The sequence below is a fragment of the Virgibacillus siamensis genome (assembly GCF_039522605.1).
GTDB lineage: Bacteria > Bacillota > Bacilli > Bacillales > Amphibacillaceae > Lentibacillus > Lentibacillus siamensis.
Genome location: NZ_BAAADS010000012.1, coordinates 82,399 through 100,930 on the forward strand (window position 1 = coordinate 82,399; position 18,532 = coordinate 100,930).

At 39.8% G+C, this 18,532-nt stretch carries 16 protein-coding genes and 1 other annotated feature; all 16 genes read left to right on the plus strand.

The window, feature by feature from the left end; translation table 11 throughout:
- Positions 1-80 precede the first annotated feature (80 nt).
- Entirely contained in the window at positions 81-1,352 is a 1,272-nt protein-coding gene (icd, locus tag ABD010_RS08530; RefSeq protein ID WP_343812077.1) for an NADP-dependent isocitrate dehydrogenase, read from the plus strand.
- A gap of 345 nt (positions 1,353-1,697) precedes the next feature.
- Positions 1,698-2,177, plus strand: coding sequence for a MaoC/PaaZ C-terminal domain-containing protein (locus tag ABD010_RS08535; protein WP_343812079.1), 480 nt, complete (start codon positions 1,698-1,700; stop codon positions 2,175-2,177).
- Positions 2,178-2,292: 115 nt separating this feature from the next.
- On the plus strand, positions 2,293-2,985 hold the full coding sequence (locus ABD010_RS08540) for a response regulator (RefSeq protein WP_343812081.1): 693 nt from the start codon (positions 2,293-2,295) through the stop codon (positions 2,983-2,985).
- Positions 2,985-4,349, plus strand: a complete 1,365-nt coding sequence (gene pnpS, locus ABD010_RS08545) for a two-component system histidine kinase PnpS (protein WP_343812083.1) — start codon at positions 2,985-2,987, stop codon at positions 4,347-4,349. The genes ABD010_RS08540 and pnpS overlap by 1 nt, the downstream gene beginning before the upstream one ends.
- A 239-nt stretch (positions 4,350-4,588) precedes the next feature.
- Entirely contained in the window at positions 4,589-7,225 is a 2,637-nt protein-coding gene (gene polA, locus ABD010_RS08550) for a DNA polymerase I (RefSeq protein ID WP_343812085.1), read from the plus strand.
- A gap of 12 nt (positions 7,226-7,237) precedes the next feature.
- Positions 7,238-8,065 (plus strand): DNA-formamidopyrimidine glycosylase, encoded by an 828-nt coding sequence (mutM, locus tag ABD010_RS08555; protein ID WP_343812087.1) that lies wholly within the window; start codon positions 7,238-7,240, stop codon positions 8,063-8,065.
- A gap of 23 nt (positions 8,066-8,088) precedes the next feature.
- Positions 8,089-8,691: a dephospho-CoA kinase gene (gene coaE, locus ABD010_RS08560; protein ID WP_343812089.1), complete on the plus strand. Its 603-nt coding sequence runs from the start codon at positions 8,089-8,091 to the stop codon at positions 8,689-8,691.
- A 135-nt stretch (positions 8,692-8,826) separates the two neighbouring features.
- Positions 8,827-9,858 (plus strand): glyceraldehyde-3-phosphate dehydrogenase, encoded by a 1,032-nt coding sequence (locus ABD010_RS08565; RefSeq protein ID WP_343812091.1) that lies wholly within the window; start codon positions 8,827-8,829, stop codon positions 9,856-9,858.
- 316 nt (positions 9,859-10,174) lie between these two features.
- Positions 10,175-10,567 (plus strand): cytosolic protein, encoded by a 393-nt coding sequence (locus ABD010_RS08570; protein ID WP_343812093.1) that lies wholly within the window; start codon positions 10,175-10,177, stop codon positions 10,565-10,567.
- Between the two features lie 21 nt (positions 10,568-10,588).
- Complete coding sequence (nrdR, locus tag ABD010_RS08575; RefSeq protein WP_343812095.1) at positions 10,589-11,068, plus strand: transcriptional regulator NrdR; 480 nt, start codon at positions 10,589-10,591, stop codon at positions 11,066-11,068.
- A 21-nt stretch (positions 11,069-11,089) separates the two neighbouring features.
- Positions 11,090-12,427, plus strand: a complete 1,338-nt coding sequence (locus tag ABD010_RS08580; RefSeq protein WP_343812097.1) for a replication initiation and membrane attachment family protein — start codon at positions 11,090-11,092, stop codon at positions 12,425-12,427.
- A 21-nt stretch (positions 12,428-12,448) separates the two neighbouring features.
- Positions 12,449-13,381 carry a primosomal protein DnaI gene (dnaI, locus tag ABD010_RS08585; RefSeq protein WP_343812098.1) on the plus strand — a complete coding sequence of 311 codons (933 nt, stop codon included), beginning with the start codon at positions 12,449-12,451 and terminating at the stop codon, positions 13,379-13,381.
- 165 nt (positions 13,382-13,546) lie between these two features.
- Positions 13,547-13,981: a cell wall hydrolase gene (locus tag ABD010_RS08590; RefSeq protein ID WP_343812100.1), complete on the plus strand. Its 435-nt coding sequence runs from the start codon at positions 13,547-13,549 to the stop codon at positions 13,979-13,981.
- 562 nt (positions 13,982-14,543) lie between these two features.
- Positions 14,544-15,392: a sporulation protein YtxC gene (gene ytxC, locus ABD010_RS08595; RefSeq protein ID WP_343812102.1), complete on the plus strand. Its 849-nt coding sequence runs from the start codon at positions 14,544-14,546 to the stop codon at positions 15,390-15,392.
- 338 nt (positions 15,393-15,730) lie between these two features.
- Positions 15,731-17,677 carry a threonine--tRNA ligase gene (thrS, locus tag ABD010_RS08600; protein WP_343812104.1) on the plus strand — a complete coding sequence of 649 codons (1,947 nt, stop codon included), beginning with the start codon at positions 15,731-15,733 and terminating at the stop codon, positions 17,675-17,677.
- A gap of 154 nt (positions 17,678-17,831) precedes the next feature.
- Positions 17,832-17,960 (plus strand) — a sequence feature (ribosomal protein L20 leader region).
- Between the two features lie 56 nt (positions 17,961-18,016).
- On the plus strand, positions 18,017-18,520 hold the full coding sequence (infC, locus tag ABD010_RS08605; protein ID WP_343812106.1) for a translation initiation factor IF-3: 504 nt from the start codon (positions 18,017-18,019) through the stop codon (positions 18,518-18,520).
- Positions 18,521-18,532 lie beyond the last annotated feature (12 nt).

Consider the following 18,532-nt stretch of genomic DNA (forward strand, 5'->3'; position numbering starts at 1 on the left):
GGTATCTTTCCCGGCTATTATCACGAAATGGTGCAATATGATAGAATAGCAAATGTACAAGATCATTAGGAGGAGTTAGTATGACACAAGGAGAAAAAATTACCGTTGAGAATGGGAAAATGACCGTTCCAAATCAACCAATCGTTCCATTCATTGAAGGTGATGGGACAGGCCCTGATATTTGGGCATCCGCCCGCAGAGTAATTGAAGCTGCGGTAAAAAAAGCGTATAACGGTGAAAAAGAAATTCAATGGACAGAAGTACTTGCTGGACAGAAAGCATACGATAAGACAGGTGAGTGGCTGCCACAGGATACACTCGACATGATTGATAAATACAAAATTGCTATTAAAGGCCCGCTTACAACACCAATCGGCGGAGGAATCCGCTCATTGAACGTGGCACTTCGTCAAAAACTGGATTTGTTCACTTGCTTGCGTCCGGTTCGTTATTTCACCGGTGTGCCATCTCCGGTTAAACGCCCCGAAGATGTGGACATGGTTATTTTCCGTGAAAACACCGAGGATATTTATGCAGGAATTGAGTGGCAAAAAGGTTCCGACGAAGTAAAAAAAGTTATCGACTTTTTGAAAAATGAAATGGACGTTAACAATATCCGTTTCCCTGAAACTTCCGGAATTGGCGTTAAACCTATTTCTGAAGAAGGGACTAAGCGTCTGGTACGTGCATCTATAGATTATGCACTGAATGAAGGCCGTAAAAGTGTTACTTTAGTACATAAAGGTAACATCATGAAATTTACGGAAGGTTCCTTCAAAGCATGGGGATATGAAGTAGCCGAGCAGGAATATGCTGACAAAGTATTTACTTGGGCAGAATATGACCGTATTGTTGAAAAAGACGGTAAAGACGCTGCAAACAAGGCACAGGATGAAGCAGTAGCTGCCGGCAAACTTCTTGTAAAAGATGCTATTGCTGATATCTTTCTGCAACAGATCCTGACTCGTCCGAATGAATTTGACGTAGTTGCAACTATGAACCTTAACGGTGACTATGTTTCCGATGCACTGGCAGCACAAGTGGGTGGAATTGGTATTGCACCGGGAGCAAACATCAATTATGATACCGGACATGCGATTTTTGAAGCGACACACGGTACTGCTCCTAAATATGCCGGAATGGATAAGGTGAACCCTTCATCTGTTATTCTTTCCGCAGTATTGATGCTTGAGCATCTGGAGTGGAGAGAGGCTGCTGATCTGATTACGAAGGCAATGGATACAACAATTGCATCAAAAGTAGTTACGTATGACTTTGCCCGTCTAATGGATGGTGCAACGGAAGTTAAATGTTCCGAGTTCGGTGATGAATTAATCAAAAATATGGACTAAATATAAGAACGAAAACTGCCCGGCAGTGATGTATGCCGGCTCCGGTTTTCGTTCTCTATTTTACATACCGCGGATTTTTTGAACTGGTAAAAAAGCTTCATTTTATGCACCTGGTGTATAAAGAAGCTTTTTTTTGACCAGGTATTTTGCAGAAGAATAGGTTTTATTTTATCCATTTGCAAACTAACCCCGCCATACGAATGTTAAAATGGTTCCGTTTCGTGATTCGCTTTCTTTATCCATATAAAAATAGGTACTGGATTGTGAATTCTTATCAGATTAGCGTAAACTTTCATTTTCTGGTATAATAGTAAGCGCTTACATATATATGGAGGGGGACGTATCGTGATTGGGAAAAGAAGAAGAAGACTCGGAAAATTGATTAATGAGTTGGAAATCGGGGACTCCTATACTGCGACAAGGACAATAGAGGACAGAGACTTATTGTTATATCTCGGTTTGACAGATGATTCAAACCCGCTGTATCTGCAGCATGACTATGCCTCGCAGACACCATACAATCAGCCAATTGTTCCATCTGTTCTGCTATATGGAATGGTGAGTTCAATTATTTCCATGCACCTCCCGGGACCCGGAAGTCATATCACCAGGCACGAGATGTTTTTCCCTAAATCTGTTCACCACTTTTCGGAAGTGAATTTTAATATTGAAATTATTGCAATCGATCAGACTGCTCACCAGGTCACTATGTCTGTCGTGGCATATGATACCGATGGAGATGAAGTTGTCCAGGGAAAATTGAATGTATGTCCAGCGTACGAGCCGGAATCCATCACTGGTCAATCGCTTGAAAAATTCTTTTAAAATGATTCCTGTACATCTTTGTAAATTAATCTTTACATGCCATTGTGTTCACATCCCGTTCCTTTCATTGTATGATTAACTTAACACATCTTGGTCACAGGAATGGGGATTGAATATGGAAAAACGGATTCTGATTGTTGATGATGAAAAATCAATTGTGACATTATTAAAATTTAACGTAGAACAAGCCGGATTTGAAACGGATGTAGCTTATGATGGATTAGAAGCAATTAAATTGGTTGAAGTAAACAACTATGATTTGATTATTCTTGATTTAATGCTTCCGGAAATGGATGGAATGGACGTTTGCAGCTATTTACGAAATAATAAAGTTGATGTGCCGATTCTAATGCTGACGGCAAAGGATGATGAGGTTGATAAAGTGTTGGGATTGGAACTGGGGGCAGATGATTATTTAACCAAGCCTTTCAGTCCCAAAGAGGTAATAGCCCGGATCAAGGCTATTTTAAGACGTGCGGCTAAAGTGGAGGGAACTAGTATTTCATCATTGCGAATTGGGGAACTGATAATCTACCCTGATCGCTATGAAGCCGAAATGCATGGTAAGACACTTACATTTACGAGAAAAGAATTTGAATTGCTCTATTATCTTGCTTCCCATAAAGCAAAAGTTCTTTCACGGGATCAGCTGCTCAGTGCAGTGTGGAATTATGATTTTGCGGGTGATACACGGATTGTTGATGTTCATGTTAGTCATCTGCGGGAAAAAATTGAGCCAGTTACTAAAAAACCGGTATATATTAAAACTGTCCGAGGCTTAGGATACAAAATGGAGGAACCTCAATAATGCGGGCTATATTTACAAGACCATTATTTGCTTATATAGTAGGGATTCTTGTCGTAGTGATTGTTACAGGAGTCCTAATGATGCAAACAACTGATGAATATATCATCCTTGGGGCAATTTTGGTGGTCGAATTCGTCATTCTGCTGCTGATGATGCTTCATTTGTATGATAAATATATGAAACCAATTAAAAAAGCAACGCGAACAGTGGATGAACTTGTTAAAGGAAATTACAGTGCACGAATTCATCAATCCGCACAAGGAATTGTCGCGGATTTAAACAATAAAATAAATATCCTGGCACGTAATTTGAGTGAATTTGCCATACAGGAACAGATGCAGGAGAAGCAGCTTTCCACAGTAATTGATAATACACAGAGTGGACTGGTGCTGCTCGATGAGAAAGGGTATGTTCATCTTGTCAACCGGAAATTCACCTCTATGTTCGGGGGCAAACAGCATGATTACGTCGGTTTTCTTTATTATGAAGTGATGCAAAATGAAAAGATACATGAAACCGTTCAGCAGACATTTTTGTATGAAAAGAATGTGACAGAATCATTCACGCAGGTAGTGGAAGTGGATAAAAAATACATTGAGATTGTCGGTGCGCCAATCTTCAATGAACGGAACATGCTGAAAGGTGCCGTTCTCGTCTTTTATGATATTACCCACTTAAAGAAACTTGAGTTGATGCGGAAAGATTTTGTTGCCAACGTATCCCACGAGTTAAAGACACCAATTACTTCCATAAAGGGATTTACCGAAACACTGCTCGATGGTGCATTGGATGACACTGACACTCTACAAAACTTTTTAACGATTATCAATGATGAAAGTACTCGTCTTCAGGGGCTGATTGAGGATTTATTAACATTATCTAAACTGGAAAAAGACGAGTATCAATTAGTGAAAAATGATGTAAATCTGAACATATTGATCGGTGAAATAATGCCAATTGTAAATCAGGCTGCTGAAGAGAAAAATATAACACTTTCAATTGATACAGTCGACAATATTGAATTTTTGGCTGAAAGTGAAGGTGTAAAACAGGTGATTATAAACCTTTTGATGAATGCCATCAGCTATACACCTGAACATGGCAAAGTTGCTTTATATGCGGAAGAAACCGATGATTGCGTCCATATTAAAGTTACCGATACAGGAATTGGCATACACAAGGACGCGATTCCAAGAATATTCGAGCGTTTTTACCGGGTCGATAAAGCCCGCAGCCGGAACACGGGAGGAACCGGTCTGGGACTATCCATTTTAAAACATATCGTAGAAGTACACGATGGCAAAATATCAGTTGAAAGTGAACTGGATAAGGGATCTACCTTCCATGTGTATTTACCGAAATAAGAAACACCCTCGGTTTGAGGGTGTTTCTTTGGCAGTTAGAAAATATAAGGTCCTTTTACTGGATAGGCGAGACTATGGGTGTCACCCAAATGCCTGGAGATGACCAGGTTTTCAAATGAATGAGTCTCTAAAAAGAATGTTATGTAGATCAGATAAGAGGGATAACTTTTTCAATCTCTATTATTCAATGATAAAATAGGTTTAGTGTTTATAACGGTTTGATTGGAGGAGAGGTACATATGGGTGAAAAACTGGTGCTGATTGACGGTAACAGTATAATTTACCGGGCATTTTTTGCTCTACCTTTATTGAACAATGATAAAGGTGTTTATACCAATGCGGTGTACGGATTTACGACGATGCTTTTGAAGATTCTTGAGGATGAAAAGCCGACACATATACTGGTGGCGTTTGACGCAGGAAAAACAACTTTCCGTCATGAAACATACAAGGAGTACAAAGGTGGCCGCCAAAAAACACCGCCGGAGCTATCGGAACAGTTTCCATTGCTTAAAGAGATGCTGGATGCTTTTCAGATTCCTCATTATCAGCTGGATCAGTACGAAGCAGATGATATTATTGGAACACTTGCCAGTGAAGGTGAAGCAAAGAATTGGGATGTGACGGTTATTTCAGGTGATAAAGACCTGTTGCAGCTTGCTTCAGATCGTGTAACGGTAAACCTGACGAAAAAAGGCATCAGTGATATCGAATCGTATACGCCATCCTTCATGAAAGAAAAAATGGAGATTGATCCTGATCAGCTCATTGATTTAAAGGCATTAATGGGGGACAGCTCTGATAATATTCCAGGCGTTCCTGGTGTTGGTCAGAAAACAGCGACAAAACTTCTGAAGCAGTACCATACACTGGAAAAGGTTTATGATAATCTTGACGAAGTAAGCGGCAAAAAGCTGAAGGAAAAGTTGACAGATCATCGGTCAGAGGCTTTTATGAGTAAAGAATTGGTGACAATCAACCGTGACTCGCCAATCACGGTTAAGACTGATGAACTGGATTACAGCGGGTATCCTGCTGCAGAGGTTAGTACCATGTTTAAAAATCTTGGTTTTCAATCACTGTTGCCGAGAGTGGATGGAGCTGCTGAGGAAGATGAATCATCACAAGAATTGAACGAGATAGAATACGATATTTTGCATGAGATTACACCGGATATTTTTACAAATAACGCGGCGTTGGTTGTGGAAATGTTTGGTGACAGCTATCATCATGCTGCGATTGAGGGATTTGGGCTTGTTTCCGGGAGCCGTGCTTGTTTTATACCAACTGAGACAGCAATAAAGTCAAAGGATTTTAAGGCATGGGTGGAAGATGCAGGTAAATCAAAAACTGTTTTTGACGCGAAGAAAACGCTTGTTGCATTATTGAGACACAATATGCATATACAAGGAATCACATTTGATATGCTGCTCAGTTCTTATTTGTTAAATCCATCAGAAAACAATCATGATATACCCGCCATTGGTCACCGAATGGGACGAACAGAAGTCCTGTATGATGAAGAAGTTTACGGAAAAGGAGCGAAAGCAAAAGTTCCGGAACAAAATGTGCTGGCAGAGCACGTTGTCCGGAAAACCAATTTACTGTATCAGATCAAAACACAGATGGACGATCTGTTGAAGCAAAATGATCAGTACCAGCTTCTAAAGGAACTGGAGATGCCATTAGCACTTATTCTTGGCGAAATGGAACATACGGGTGTTCTGGTGGATATCGATCGGCTTGAAAAAATGGGCGAAGATTTGACACAGCGGCTGGATAACCTGGAACAGGAAGTGCAGGAGCTTGCTGGTGAGGAATTTAATCTGAACTCGCCAAAACAACTCGGACCGATTTTGTTTGAAAAACTGGAGCTGCCTGTGATCAAGAAGACAAAGACAGGGTATTCCACTGCCGCAGATGTACTCGAACAGCTGAAACATGAGCATCCCATTATTGAAAAGCTGCTTCTATACAGGCAACTTGGCAAACTGCAGTCAACCTATATTGAAGGCCTGCTTAAGGTAGTCGATAAGGATACAAACAAGATTCATACGCGGTTTAACCAGGCACTTACACAGACTGGCCGTTTGAGTTCGATTGATCCGAATCTGCAGAATATCCCGATCAGGCTTGAAGAAGGGCGTAAAATCCGCCAAGCCTTTGTACCGTCTAAAAAAGGGTGGATGATGTTTGCAGCGGATTATTCACAAATTGAACTGCGGGTACTGGCTCACATAGCGAAGGATGAAAAACTTTCGGATGCCTTTAAAAATGATCAGGATATCCACACCCGAACCGCGATGGATGTTTTCCATGTGAAGGAAGATGAGATAACATCCAATATGCGCAGGCAAGCTAAAGCCGTCAACTTCGGTATTGTGTATGGAATAAGTGATTATGGACTGTCACAAAGCCTCGGTATCACAAGGAAAGAAGCAAAAAAATTTATCGAGCGTTACTTTGAAAGTTATCCTGATGTTAAAAAATATATGGATGATATCATCCAGGAAGCAAAACATCAGGGATTTGTAACCACCCTTATGAACCGGAGAAGGTATTTGCCGGATATTACGAGCAGGAATTTCAATCGGCGGTCATTTGCTGAACGGACTGCAATGAATACACCAATCCAGGGGAGCGCTGCAGATATTATCAAAAAGGCGATGATTGATCTGCATGAAAAGCTGCTCGATGAAAAACTGGAAGCACGCATGCTGCTTCAGGTTCATGATGAACTGATTCTGGAAGCGCCAGAAGCAGAAATTGAAAAATTAAAAGAAATAGTGCCAGCAATTATGGAGAGCACCGTTGAATTATCTGTCCCGTTGAAGGTCGATTATGAATATGGTGAAAGTTGGTTTGATGCAAAGTAAGGGGATAAAGTCATGCCGGAATTACCAGAAGTGGAAACAGTTAAGCAAACATTAAAGCGATTTGTTATCGGTAAAAAAATAAAAGATGTCGAAGTATACTGGCCAAATATTGTGAAGCGGCCAGATGATGTGGAAAAGTTTAAGTCGGAATTAACTGGACAAACCATCCAGGACATCACTCGAAAAGGGAAGTTTTTACTTTTTCAACTGGATGATAGTGTTCTAGTATCACACTTACGGATGGAAGGAAAGTACAGTGTTCATCCTTCATCTGAAATTATTAAAAAGCATACACACGTTATTTTCCGTTTTGTCGGCGGCGATGAACTCCGCTACAATGATGTCCGCAAATTTGGAACGATGCATATTTTTAATAAAGGTGAAGAATTTGGCGGGAAGCCGCTAAATCAATTAGGTCCGGATCCATTTGATAAAAGTTTTACACTGGAATATTTTTATAAAAAATTGAAAAAGACGGAGCGTAATATTAAAACGGTGTTGCTGGATCAGAGTGTTGTAGCGGGACTTGGTAATATATATGTTGATGAAACATTATTCAGAGCCAATATTCACCCACTGAAAAAATCGAGCAAACTGACCAAAAATGAAATAAGGGAAATTCGTAATCAGGCAGTAGACACGTTGCAGGAAGCCGTATTGCAGGGTGGTACGACTATACGCTCCTATGTGAATGGTCAGGGTGATATGGGAATGTTCCAGCAGGAGTTATTCGTCTATGGACAGGAAGACAATCCATGTAAACAGTGCGGCAAGCCAATCGTAAAACTAAAGATAGGCGGACGCGGAACGCATATTTGCGCAGTTTGCCAAAAATTATAAACAAGTAAGTGAGGTTGTATCTGATGGCACTGGTTCTAGGGTTAACCGGAAGCATCGCAACGGGAAAGAGTACAGTTTCTTCCATGTTTGCGAATTTCGGTATACCTGTAGTTGATGCAGATAAAATAGCAAGAGAAGTTGTAATGCCAGGTAAACAAGCTTATAAGCAGATTGTGGAAGTGTTCGGGAAGGATGTACTGTTCGATGATCTAACACTCGACCGGAAAAAGCTCGGCTCGATTGTTTTTGGAGATGAAACGAAACGCAATCAACTTAATGATATTGTTCACCCGGCAGTAAGGGAAAAAATGGCAGCGGACAGGGATGGCTATCTGGAATCGGGAGAAACATGTGTTGTGTTGGATATTCCGTTGTTATTTGAAAGTAAATTGACTCATTTTGTTGATAAGACACTAGCAGTTGTTGTGGATGAGGATATGCAGTTAAAACGGCTGATGGATCGTGATGAGTCAACAGAACAAGAAGCAAAACAGCGGATTGATTCACAAATACCGATCAGTGAAAAAGCAAAACTTGCTGATGCAGTAATTGATAACAACGGAACAGTCGAAGAATCTTTTCAGCAGCTTGAATCGTTATTAAGGGAATGGAGCGCTATATCATAGTATTAGCGCTCCTTTTTACGGGTAAATAACACGTAACATTTTTTTCACAAAGTTTTAAGCACATTTTTCTTGGAATATGTTATACTATTTATAATAATAAACTTAAAGAGTATAACATATACAGGAGGACTACAGATGAATAAAACCCGGATTGCAATTAATGGATTTGGACGGATCGGACGGATTGTTTTTCGTCAGGCTATTTCGGATAACCAACTAGAGGTCGTTGCAATTAATGCCAGCTATCCTCCAGAAACTCTTGCACATTTGATCAAATATGATAGTGTTCATGGAATTTTTGACGGTGAAGTGGAAGCGCTTCAGGAAGGCATTCAAGTAAATGGGCAATTTATTAATATTGTAAGTTCACGTGAACCCGAAAAGCTTCCGTGGAAAAAACTTGATATCGATGTGGTGGTGGAAGCTACGGGGAAATTTAAAACAAAAGAAAGTGCAGGGCTGCATCTTGATGCGGGTGCCCGCAAGGTTGTTATCACTGCACCGGGAAAACAGGTTGATAACACAATTGTAATGGGGGTTAACGAAGACACGTATAACCCTGATGAAGATGACGTAATATCCAATGCATCCTGTACAACAAATTGTCTTGCTCCTGTTGTGAAAGTGCTTGATGAAAACTTTAAAATTGTAAATGGACTCATGACTACTGTTCATGCGTTTACGAGCGATCAGAAGAACCTGGATAATCCGCATAAAGATTTGCGCCGTGCAAGAGGATGCAGTCAGTCAATTATCCCGACATCAACCGGGGCTGCTAAAGCATTAGGAGAAGTGTTACCGAATATGCAGGGAAAGCTGCATGGAATGGCACTAAGAGTTCCAACGCCAAATGTTTCTTTGGTGGACCTGGTAATCGATGTTGAAGATGATGTGGATATCGAGAAAGTTAATGAGGCATTTATAAGAGCTTCAACCAATGAAATGAAAGGAATTCTTAAATATAGTGAGGAACCGCTCGTGTCAATCGACTACACGACCACTGAGTATTCAGCAATTATTGATGGATTAACTACAATGGTAATGGACGATAATAAAGTAAAAGTTCTTGCCTGGTATGATAATGAATGGGGCTATTCTAAACGGGTGCTGGATTTAACTAATTATGTTGGTAATTATATCCACCAACAACAGGCAAAAATTTCCTGACCTGATCTTTCCAATAAGGCCGGCTGCTATATTTGCGGCCGGCCTTATTAATGTGAATATTATGCTAAACAAATATGTTCATGTAGTGAGCATGTTTAAAATGATCCTTAGAAGCGCGATGTGATTTGACAGGAAACAGCCGTGCTAAACGTAAAATTACGCTTTATAAAGCCCTATAGTCTCCGAATCTGTCCTCACTTGAAAATTAGTTTCATAAGCAATCCTAATCGATTAGTCGATTCACAAAAAAAATGTTAAAATAAATAAAACTATATTTTTTGATCGTGTATACATAATTATTGGATGAGGTGTATTAATGGCATTTCGACATACTTTGGGGAGATTATTGGGAAATCATGCTGAAACAAATGAAAATCATTTGGATGCTTCACTTCAAACACGTTACTATAAAACAACGAAAGACAGGGCATTAAAAGTGTTCAAGAATTTTTTTGAGGAGAATGAAAGGTTCCGGATTAATGCCGTCTCCAATGAACGCGGGGAAGTCAGTGCTTCCATTATAAAAGGAAAAAATGCTTTTATAGTGGGAACAGTTATTATGGTCAGACCACACCAGACTGCGATTGATTTTTCGGTTACGACAGAATCCGCTTTTCCATTTGATCTCGGGTACAGTACAAAAGTCATTCATGAATTGTATCATCAGGCTGATAAAGAATTGCCCGCGATTCCAAAAACAAACAGGTGAAATGAATGGGGTTGAACCGATATGAGATGTTCAAATTGCCAAAATAAAAGTACAAAGGTTCTCGATTCACGGCCAATTGAAGAAGGTCGATCCATTCGCAGGCGCAGAGAGTGCGAAGAATGCGGTTTCCGTTTTACAACATTTGAACGGATTGAGGAAGTTCCGTTGATTGTTGTAAAAAAAGATGGTGCACGACAGGAGTACAGTCGTGATAAACTAATCAGAGGATTAATTAAAGCATGTGAAAAACGCCCAGTGCCAATGGAGAAAATTGAAGAAATTGCCGTTGCTGTGGAAAAAGAACTGCGTAATACGGGTGTTTCCGAGGTTGACAGTAAAGAGATTGGTGAAATGGTAATGGACAGGCTGTCACATATTGATGAAGTAGCATATGTGCGATTTGCATCCGTCTATCGTCAATTCAAGGATATTACCGTATTTCTTGACGAATTAAAAGATTTAATTAAAACAGACAAAGAAAATACCGGATCAGAAAGCTGATTGAAAGAAAGGGAAAGAAAAATGGATGTAATAGGAAAATTACTGCCGATTGAAGGCTATCATGTATTGTTAAAAGGTGATTTGCCATTTGATTATGCGAAATCACTGACTCACCTGTATCAGCCGCTCATCGGTATGGAAGCGGTGATGCTTTATCAGACGCTATTACATGAAATGGATTTACAACAGGAAACAAGGGACCAAACGCATCATACATTAATGAACTACATGAATATGCCCCTGGATAATGTGTACAAGGCCCGACTGAAACTGGAGGGGATCGGTTTGCTTAAAACGTTTGAACAGCAAACTGAGGAGCATAATTCATATACATATGAACTCCAGTGTCCGTTTTCCCCGTCATCTTTTTTTAAGGATGAAATGTTGACACAGCTTTTACATCATCATATTGGCAGAGATAAATTTCTGATGCTTAAGCAGAATTACGATAAGGAAACATCCCGAACAAATGAAGCAAATGTAACTGCCTCTTTTCATGATGTGTTCCAGACTTTTCAACCGAGTCCGGATGAAGATGTATTGGTAAATTCGCCGAACGGGAGCAGTTCTTCTGCATCAGATATGGATTTTTCCTGGATGGAACAAATCCTGAAGCGGCAAATGATTCCAGCCGAAAAAGTCCTTACCCCGGAAAACAAAAAATTGGTCTCGCAAATGATGGTATTGTATGATTTAACGACCCTTGAGGTGGAGAAGGCAGTTTTGTGGGCATTGACTGATGAAAATTCTCTTCACCATAACGAATTTAAACAAGCCTGTCATGATTTATTTAAAAATAAACATCATCAAGCAACAGTAAAACTGACTGAACGCACACAATCTGTTGAAAATGATAAATCAAATAAAAAGCCACTGACGAAGGAAGAACAGTTTATTGCTGAATTGGAACGGATTTCACCGAAACAGCTGCTCGAAGATTTATCAAATGGAGGGCAGGCATCCGGACAGGATTTGAAAGTCATCCGTGATATCATGACAACTCAAGGATTACCTTCACCTGTTATGAATGTACTGATTCATTATGTCCTGCTGCAAACGAACATGAAATTGTCAAAAGCTTATATGGAAAAGATTGCAAGCCACTGGTCCCGCGCAAACTTAAAAACAGCAAGGGAAGCGATGACATTTGCCAAAAAAGAACAGGCAGATTTTCAAAAACCCAAACCGGCCGGGAAATACAACAAACGGTCAAATTCCTCACAGGAAGTTGTGCCGGACTGGTTTAAGGAAAGGAAAAAGAAACAGCGGCAAGTTCCTAAAAAAGAGTCGGAAAACAATCAAAATCATGATGAGTTTGCCGCACTGTTACAAGAGTTCTCCAATGGAAATCAAAAATAATCACAATCAAGGATGATTTCGATGAAACCGGTCCAATCCGAGCTGAAAAAATGGATGCAGCAAAATAAAAATTTTAAAGAAAACTATGTAAAAGTCAGACAGGAAGTGCTAAATGATCCGGAAATTAAAGAATTTCTTTCACTGCATCCACAAATAACCGATCAGGAAATAAATAAGAATCTGATCAAACTTTATGAATACAAAACACAGTCCAAGCAATGTGACAAATGCAAAAGTTTTGGCAGCTGTATTAATATGATACAAGGGTATTCTCCAATACTTCAGGTGGAAAATAATGAAATCCATCTCGTGTATGAAAAGTGTCATAACCGGGTTGACTATGAAAAGCAGAAGGAACAACAACGTCTTATTCAATCTCTCTATATGCCAAAGGATATTTTCAATGCCAGCATTTCAAGCATTGAACTTGATAAAAATAGACAGCCGGTAGTACATGAGATGATGCACTTTCTAAAAGAGGCAAAATCAGTACTGCCGAAAAAAGGACTTTATTTTTATGGTCCGTTTGGTGTAGGAAAAACCTATTTTCTTGGTGCGCTGGCAAATGAGTTGAAACGGATGAACATTTCATCGATGCTCATTTATATGCCTGAATTTGTCCGTGAAATGAAAGGGTCCATCAAGGATGACTCCATCAATGACAAAATAAATTATTTTAAGAATACAGACGTATTGATGCTGGATGATATCGGAGCGGAAACACAGTCTGCCTGGTTTCGCGATGAAATACTCGGGTCGATCCTGCAATACCGGATGATGGAAGAGTTGCCCGTCTTTTTTACATCGAACTATAGTCTAGAACAATTGGAGAACCAGCTCGCCATTTCCAATAAAGGCGGAACAGAAACGGTAAAGGCCGGAAGAATTATCGAGCGGATTAAGCAGGTGTCGACTGAAATTCCACTGGCAGGGGAAAACAGGCGTGATTTATAGATTATAATGATCAAATTCTAAAATAATTTGCATGGGAAGCTCTTGGATTTCTAATTTTCCAAGGGTTTTTTCATTGTCTAACAGTTTATAAATAAACTTTTTAAGTATATTAGTATAATGATATCAAAGCAGGCACTTTTTCATATTATATTTTGGGGTGAAAAAATGGCAATAGTAAAATACACGAGTAAAGATGTTGCTTTAATGGCGAGGATGATGAGAGCGGAAGCCGTGGGTGAAGGTAAACAGGGCATGTTGTATGTGGGAAATGTTATTGTTAACCGGGCTAAAGGGGACTGCTTAGATTTTCAAAATTTAAGATCAATTCGAGACGTTATTTTTCAAGTTCAAGGAGGGAATTATTCTTTTGAAGCTGTTCAAAAGGGTAATTTATTTTATCAAAGAGCCAGAGCAGCTGAGAAAAAATTAGCAAGAAAGAATTTGAATTTTTGGAGACAACACCCGGCGAAATATGCCCTTTGGTATTTCAATCCATATGCTCCATGTCCTCCAACATGGTACGGTGAACCTTTAGCCGGCCGTTTTAAAAATCATTGTTATTATGAACCGGCAGCTGGAACCTGTCCCAGCGTCTATTGACTGCTGTAATTCATAGTAAAATGAGTTAAAAAATGACTAAGGTATGAACCAATAAAGTAAATAGCTATGCTGGTTAAAGCAAATCAACTGAATGAATAACAACCCACAGAAGTTTTATGCTATCTGTGGGTTAAATTTAAATGAAGTTTTATTTGTTTCGATATGCGGCATTACCTAAAGGAAAATTCAGTTAAGAAAACAATTCCATGATTCGTCGATATGATTGCTTCTTGTTACGTTTTAAATTGAAACTTATCAGTTTGGATTAGCAATAAGCTAGAATGGATGAAATTTTATCTGATATTTAAAAATAGCCAGTTAGAGGGGTACCTTTTCCGGTCAGCAAAAAAATTCTGGTTAGAGATATTACGGCAATTTAAAAGAAGCTCTTTTCTCTATTACTTTTTCGTCTGAAAAAGACGGTGATTTGTTTTATTCTGCCGGGATGGTATATTTCATCTTCTCACTAATCCTGCTGTTACTAGTTTTAATGGTTTATACATTTTTTTAATTACCCGTCCATATAATGTAACAGTTTGGTCCGGATGAGGGTGATTATTTGTTGGAGGTATTTTTCGAACATGATAAAGAAACGATTAGTTTTTGTGAACATTTATTTCAGTACAACAAACGAATAGAATTATACTGGAGAACACACGAAGAATGGGGGAATCATTTACAACTCGAATATGGAAAGGCAGGAATAATTACAGAAACAGCTGCACAGTCAATGGTTGATGTATTTGTCATACATCGGCTGGCGGATATGATTAACGGTATTATTAAAGATGATTATTATTATTCGAATACGGAAGAAATCGATCGGATTGCTGATATAGCTTTGTGGCTCTTTTATGGGGAGGATGGCGACAGCAGGCATGTGCGGAAAGGAAAAGATCCCAGTCAGCTTCTGAAATCAATCATTACCGGCAATTTGGAAAATGCAGATATAATCCATTTTGATTCCATTGTGACGTTCCAGACGAAAATATTTAAGGATCAGCTTATCCATCTTGTCGGACTGGCCATTGATGAATTTAAAAGGGAGGAAGATCATCAGGCGTTTATTGACTCTTTAAGGGAGTTTATTGTAACAAGAAAATGTTCCTACAGTACGGTACATGTTCTGCAGGGAAATCCGTTCACATTCTTTAAACCAAACGGTAAACGATTTACGCGGATGGAGCTGCGGCTGCTTATGCATAATGAACCACTGTATATGGTAGGTCTTGATGAGGAGGAATTAAATCTGGCTCCCCTGGTCGCAATGGCACCGAAAAAAATAACGATTTATGGGGACCATCCGTCTGAACCGAAAACATTGACTGTTATTAATGTTTTTCAAGAAAAAGCTGATTTTAAACCGTACAGCAGCTTTCCGTTTTTCAATTACCTAAAAAATAAGAACTAAGGCTTGATTTTATACGCATCAGAAGCTATAATACATTTTAAGTATAAGTTCATCTTTCAAAAGTAACGATAAGGACAGGATTGTTTGTTAAAACGTCTGTTAAGAGAGGGAAGTCAGCGGCTGAAAGCTTCCCCGGGCTGACAAATGATTACCACCTTTAAACTCTGTGATGGAATAAATGTAAATCGCAGCGTCCCATCTGCGTTAAAGATTAATGAAGCCGTATGTATTACGGAAATTAGGGTGGAACCACGTGACCAACGCTCGTCCCTTTGCTTAAGAAGCAGAGGGATGGGCGTTTTTTAATATCTACTATTACATGAAGGAGCTGTCAAACTATGGATGAAATAACAATTACTTTTCCTGATGGAGCAAATAAACAATTTGCACAAGGAATCACCGGTGAAGAAATTGCGGGTTCGATTTCACCAGGACTTAAAAAACAGGCACTAGCTATTAAACTCGATGGGGTATTGTTTGATTTACGGCGTGAATTGCAGCAGAGTGGTACCATCGAAATTGTCACCTACAAAAATCAGGAAGGTATTGAAATAATGCGCCATTCGACTGCACATTTGATGGCCCAGGCAATTAAACGACTGTTCAAAAATGTGCGTTTTGGAGTCGGTCCTGTAATCGAAGAAGGATTCTATTACGATATGGATCTGGAACAATCATTGAAACCCGAAGATCTTCCAAAAATTGAAAAGGAAATGAAACGAATTATCGATGAAAACCTGGCGATTGAACGAATGGAAGTAACACGTGACCAGGCAAAAAAAATGTTTCGTGAAATCGGTGATAATCTGAAGCTGGAGCTGATTGATGCCATTCCTGAAAATGAACAAGTGACAATTTATAAGCAAGGTGAATTCTTTGACCTTTGTCGGGGAATCCATGTTCCTTCGACAAGCAAGATAAAAGCATTCAAACTATTGAGCATTTCAGGAGCATATTGGCGTGGTGACAGTAACAATAAACAATTGCAGCGCATTTATGGAACAGCTTTTGCGAAACAATCAGAGCTTGATGAGCACTTACGCATTCTTGAGGAAAGAAAAGAACGCGATCATCGTAAACTGGGCAAGGAACTGGAAATTTTCACCGTTTCCCAAAAAGTCGGTCAAGGATTGCCGTTATGGCTTCCAAAAGGTGCAACAATACGCCGGAATATTGAACGCTATATTGTAGATCTCGAAGAACGGCTGGGATATGATCATGTTTATACACCCGCACTTGGAAGCGTTGATCTCTACAAGACAAGCGGACATTGGGATCATTATCAGGACGATATTTTTCCTCCGATGGAGATGGACAATGAGGAATTAATACTTCGTCCGATGAACTGCCCGCATCATATGATGGTCTACAAGAATCAATTGTACAGCTATCGAAATTTGCCGGTCCGAATCGCTGAGCTTGGTATGATGCATCGGCACGAAATGTCCGGGGCATTAGCCGGGCTGCAACGGGTGCGTGCCATGACATTAAATGACGCACATATCTTTGCCCGTCCGGATCAGCTCAAGGATGAGTTTATTCGTGTGGTGGAATTGATACAGCAGGTTTATAAAGATTTCGGGATTGATAAGTATTATTTTCGTCTTTCCTATCGTGATCCTGAAGACAAGGAGAAATATGTTGACAATGATGCAATGTGGGAAAAAGCACAGTCGATGCTGAAAGAGACACTGGATGATATGGAAGTTGAATATGTCGAAGCGATCGGGGAAGCCGCTTTTTACGGTCCAAAACTCGATGTGCAAGTACAGACAGCATTAGGCAAAGACGAAACATTATCAACGGTGCAATTGGATTTCCATCTACCGGAACAATTCGATTTAACGTATATTGGGGAAGATGGCCAGCAGCATCGTCCCGTTGTAATCCACCGCGGGGTTGTCGGTACAATGGAACGGTTTGTTGCTTTCCTTATTGAGGAATATAAAGGGGTATTTCCAACATGGCTGGCACCGGTTCAGGCAAGAATCATCCCTGTTTCACCGGATGTGCACCTGGATTATGCAAAAGAAATTGCTGATAAATTACGGAAGAGCGGTGTTCGTGTTTCAGTTGATGAGCGCGATGAAAAAATTGGTTACAAAATTCGTGAAGCACAAACTCAAAAAATCCCATTTGCTTTGGTACTCGGTGACAAGGAAATTGAAAATGGATCAGTTAATGTCCGTCGATACGGTGAACAACAATCCGAGACAATGGTTTACGATTTGTTTGAAGATATGGTTAAAAAAGAAATCGAAACAAAAGCACTCCGAAAGCTGTAGTGGATGGATACCCGGATTCGCGATGATTGTGATATCCGGGCTTTTTATGTTTTTAACACTGCGCTATGCTTAATTTAAGCTTAATAATAAATCATACTTTGACAAAAGAAGGATTACGTGGTATTCTATTGAAGTTGAATTTAATAATTGATCTGAAGACAAGCAGAAGCACCCGCTTCTCACCTGATTGACGCAATGTTATTGCAGTTGACTGGTTCCGAATTCTTTAAATAGACTATTGGAGAAGTGTGGGTGCATATTGTACCGACACTTTTTTACGTATGACTTGTCAGGATCAGCAAAACAAAAATCTGGAGGTGGCTGGCGATTAGCAAAGATATGAATGTCAATGAAAAGATTCGTGCTAAAGAAGTACGTCTTATCGACTCGAACGGTGATCAGCTTGGAGTGAAATCACGCAATGAAGCACTTGATATTGCCCAAACACGGAACTTGGACCTTGTGCTTGTTGCACCAAAAGCAAAACCACCGGTCTGTCGTATCATGGACTTCGGGAAATATCGTTTTGAACAGCAGAAAAAAGAGAAAGAAGCCCGCAAGAAGCAAAAAGTAATTAATGTCAAAGAGGTTCGCTTTACGCCGGGAATTGGTGAGCATGATTTCAATACGAAATTGAAGAATGCCAGAAAGTTCCTGAGCAAAGGGGATAAGGTTAAAGCATCTGTTCGCTTCCGTGGTCGTGCAATCACGCATAAAGAGCTCGGACGGGAAGTACTGGATCGGCTTGCTGAAGAAGCAAAGGATGTTGCCACGGTTGAATCCAAACCGAAGATGGAAGGCCGAAACATGTTCATGATGCTTGCACCATTAAACGAAAAATAATTATTCATGCTT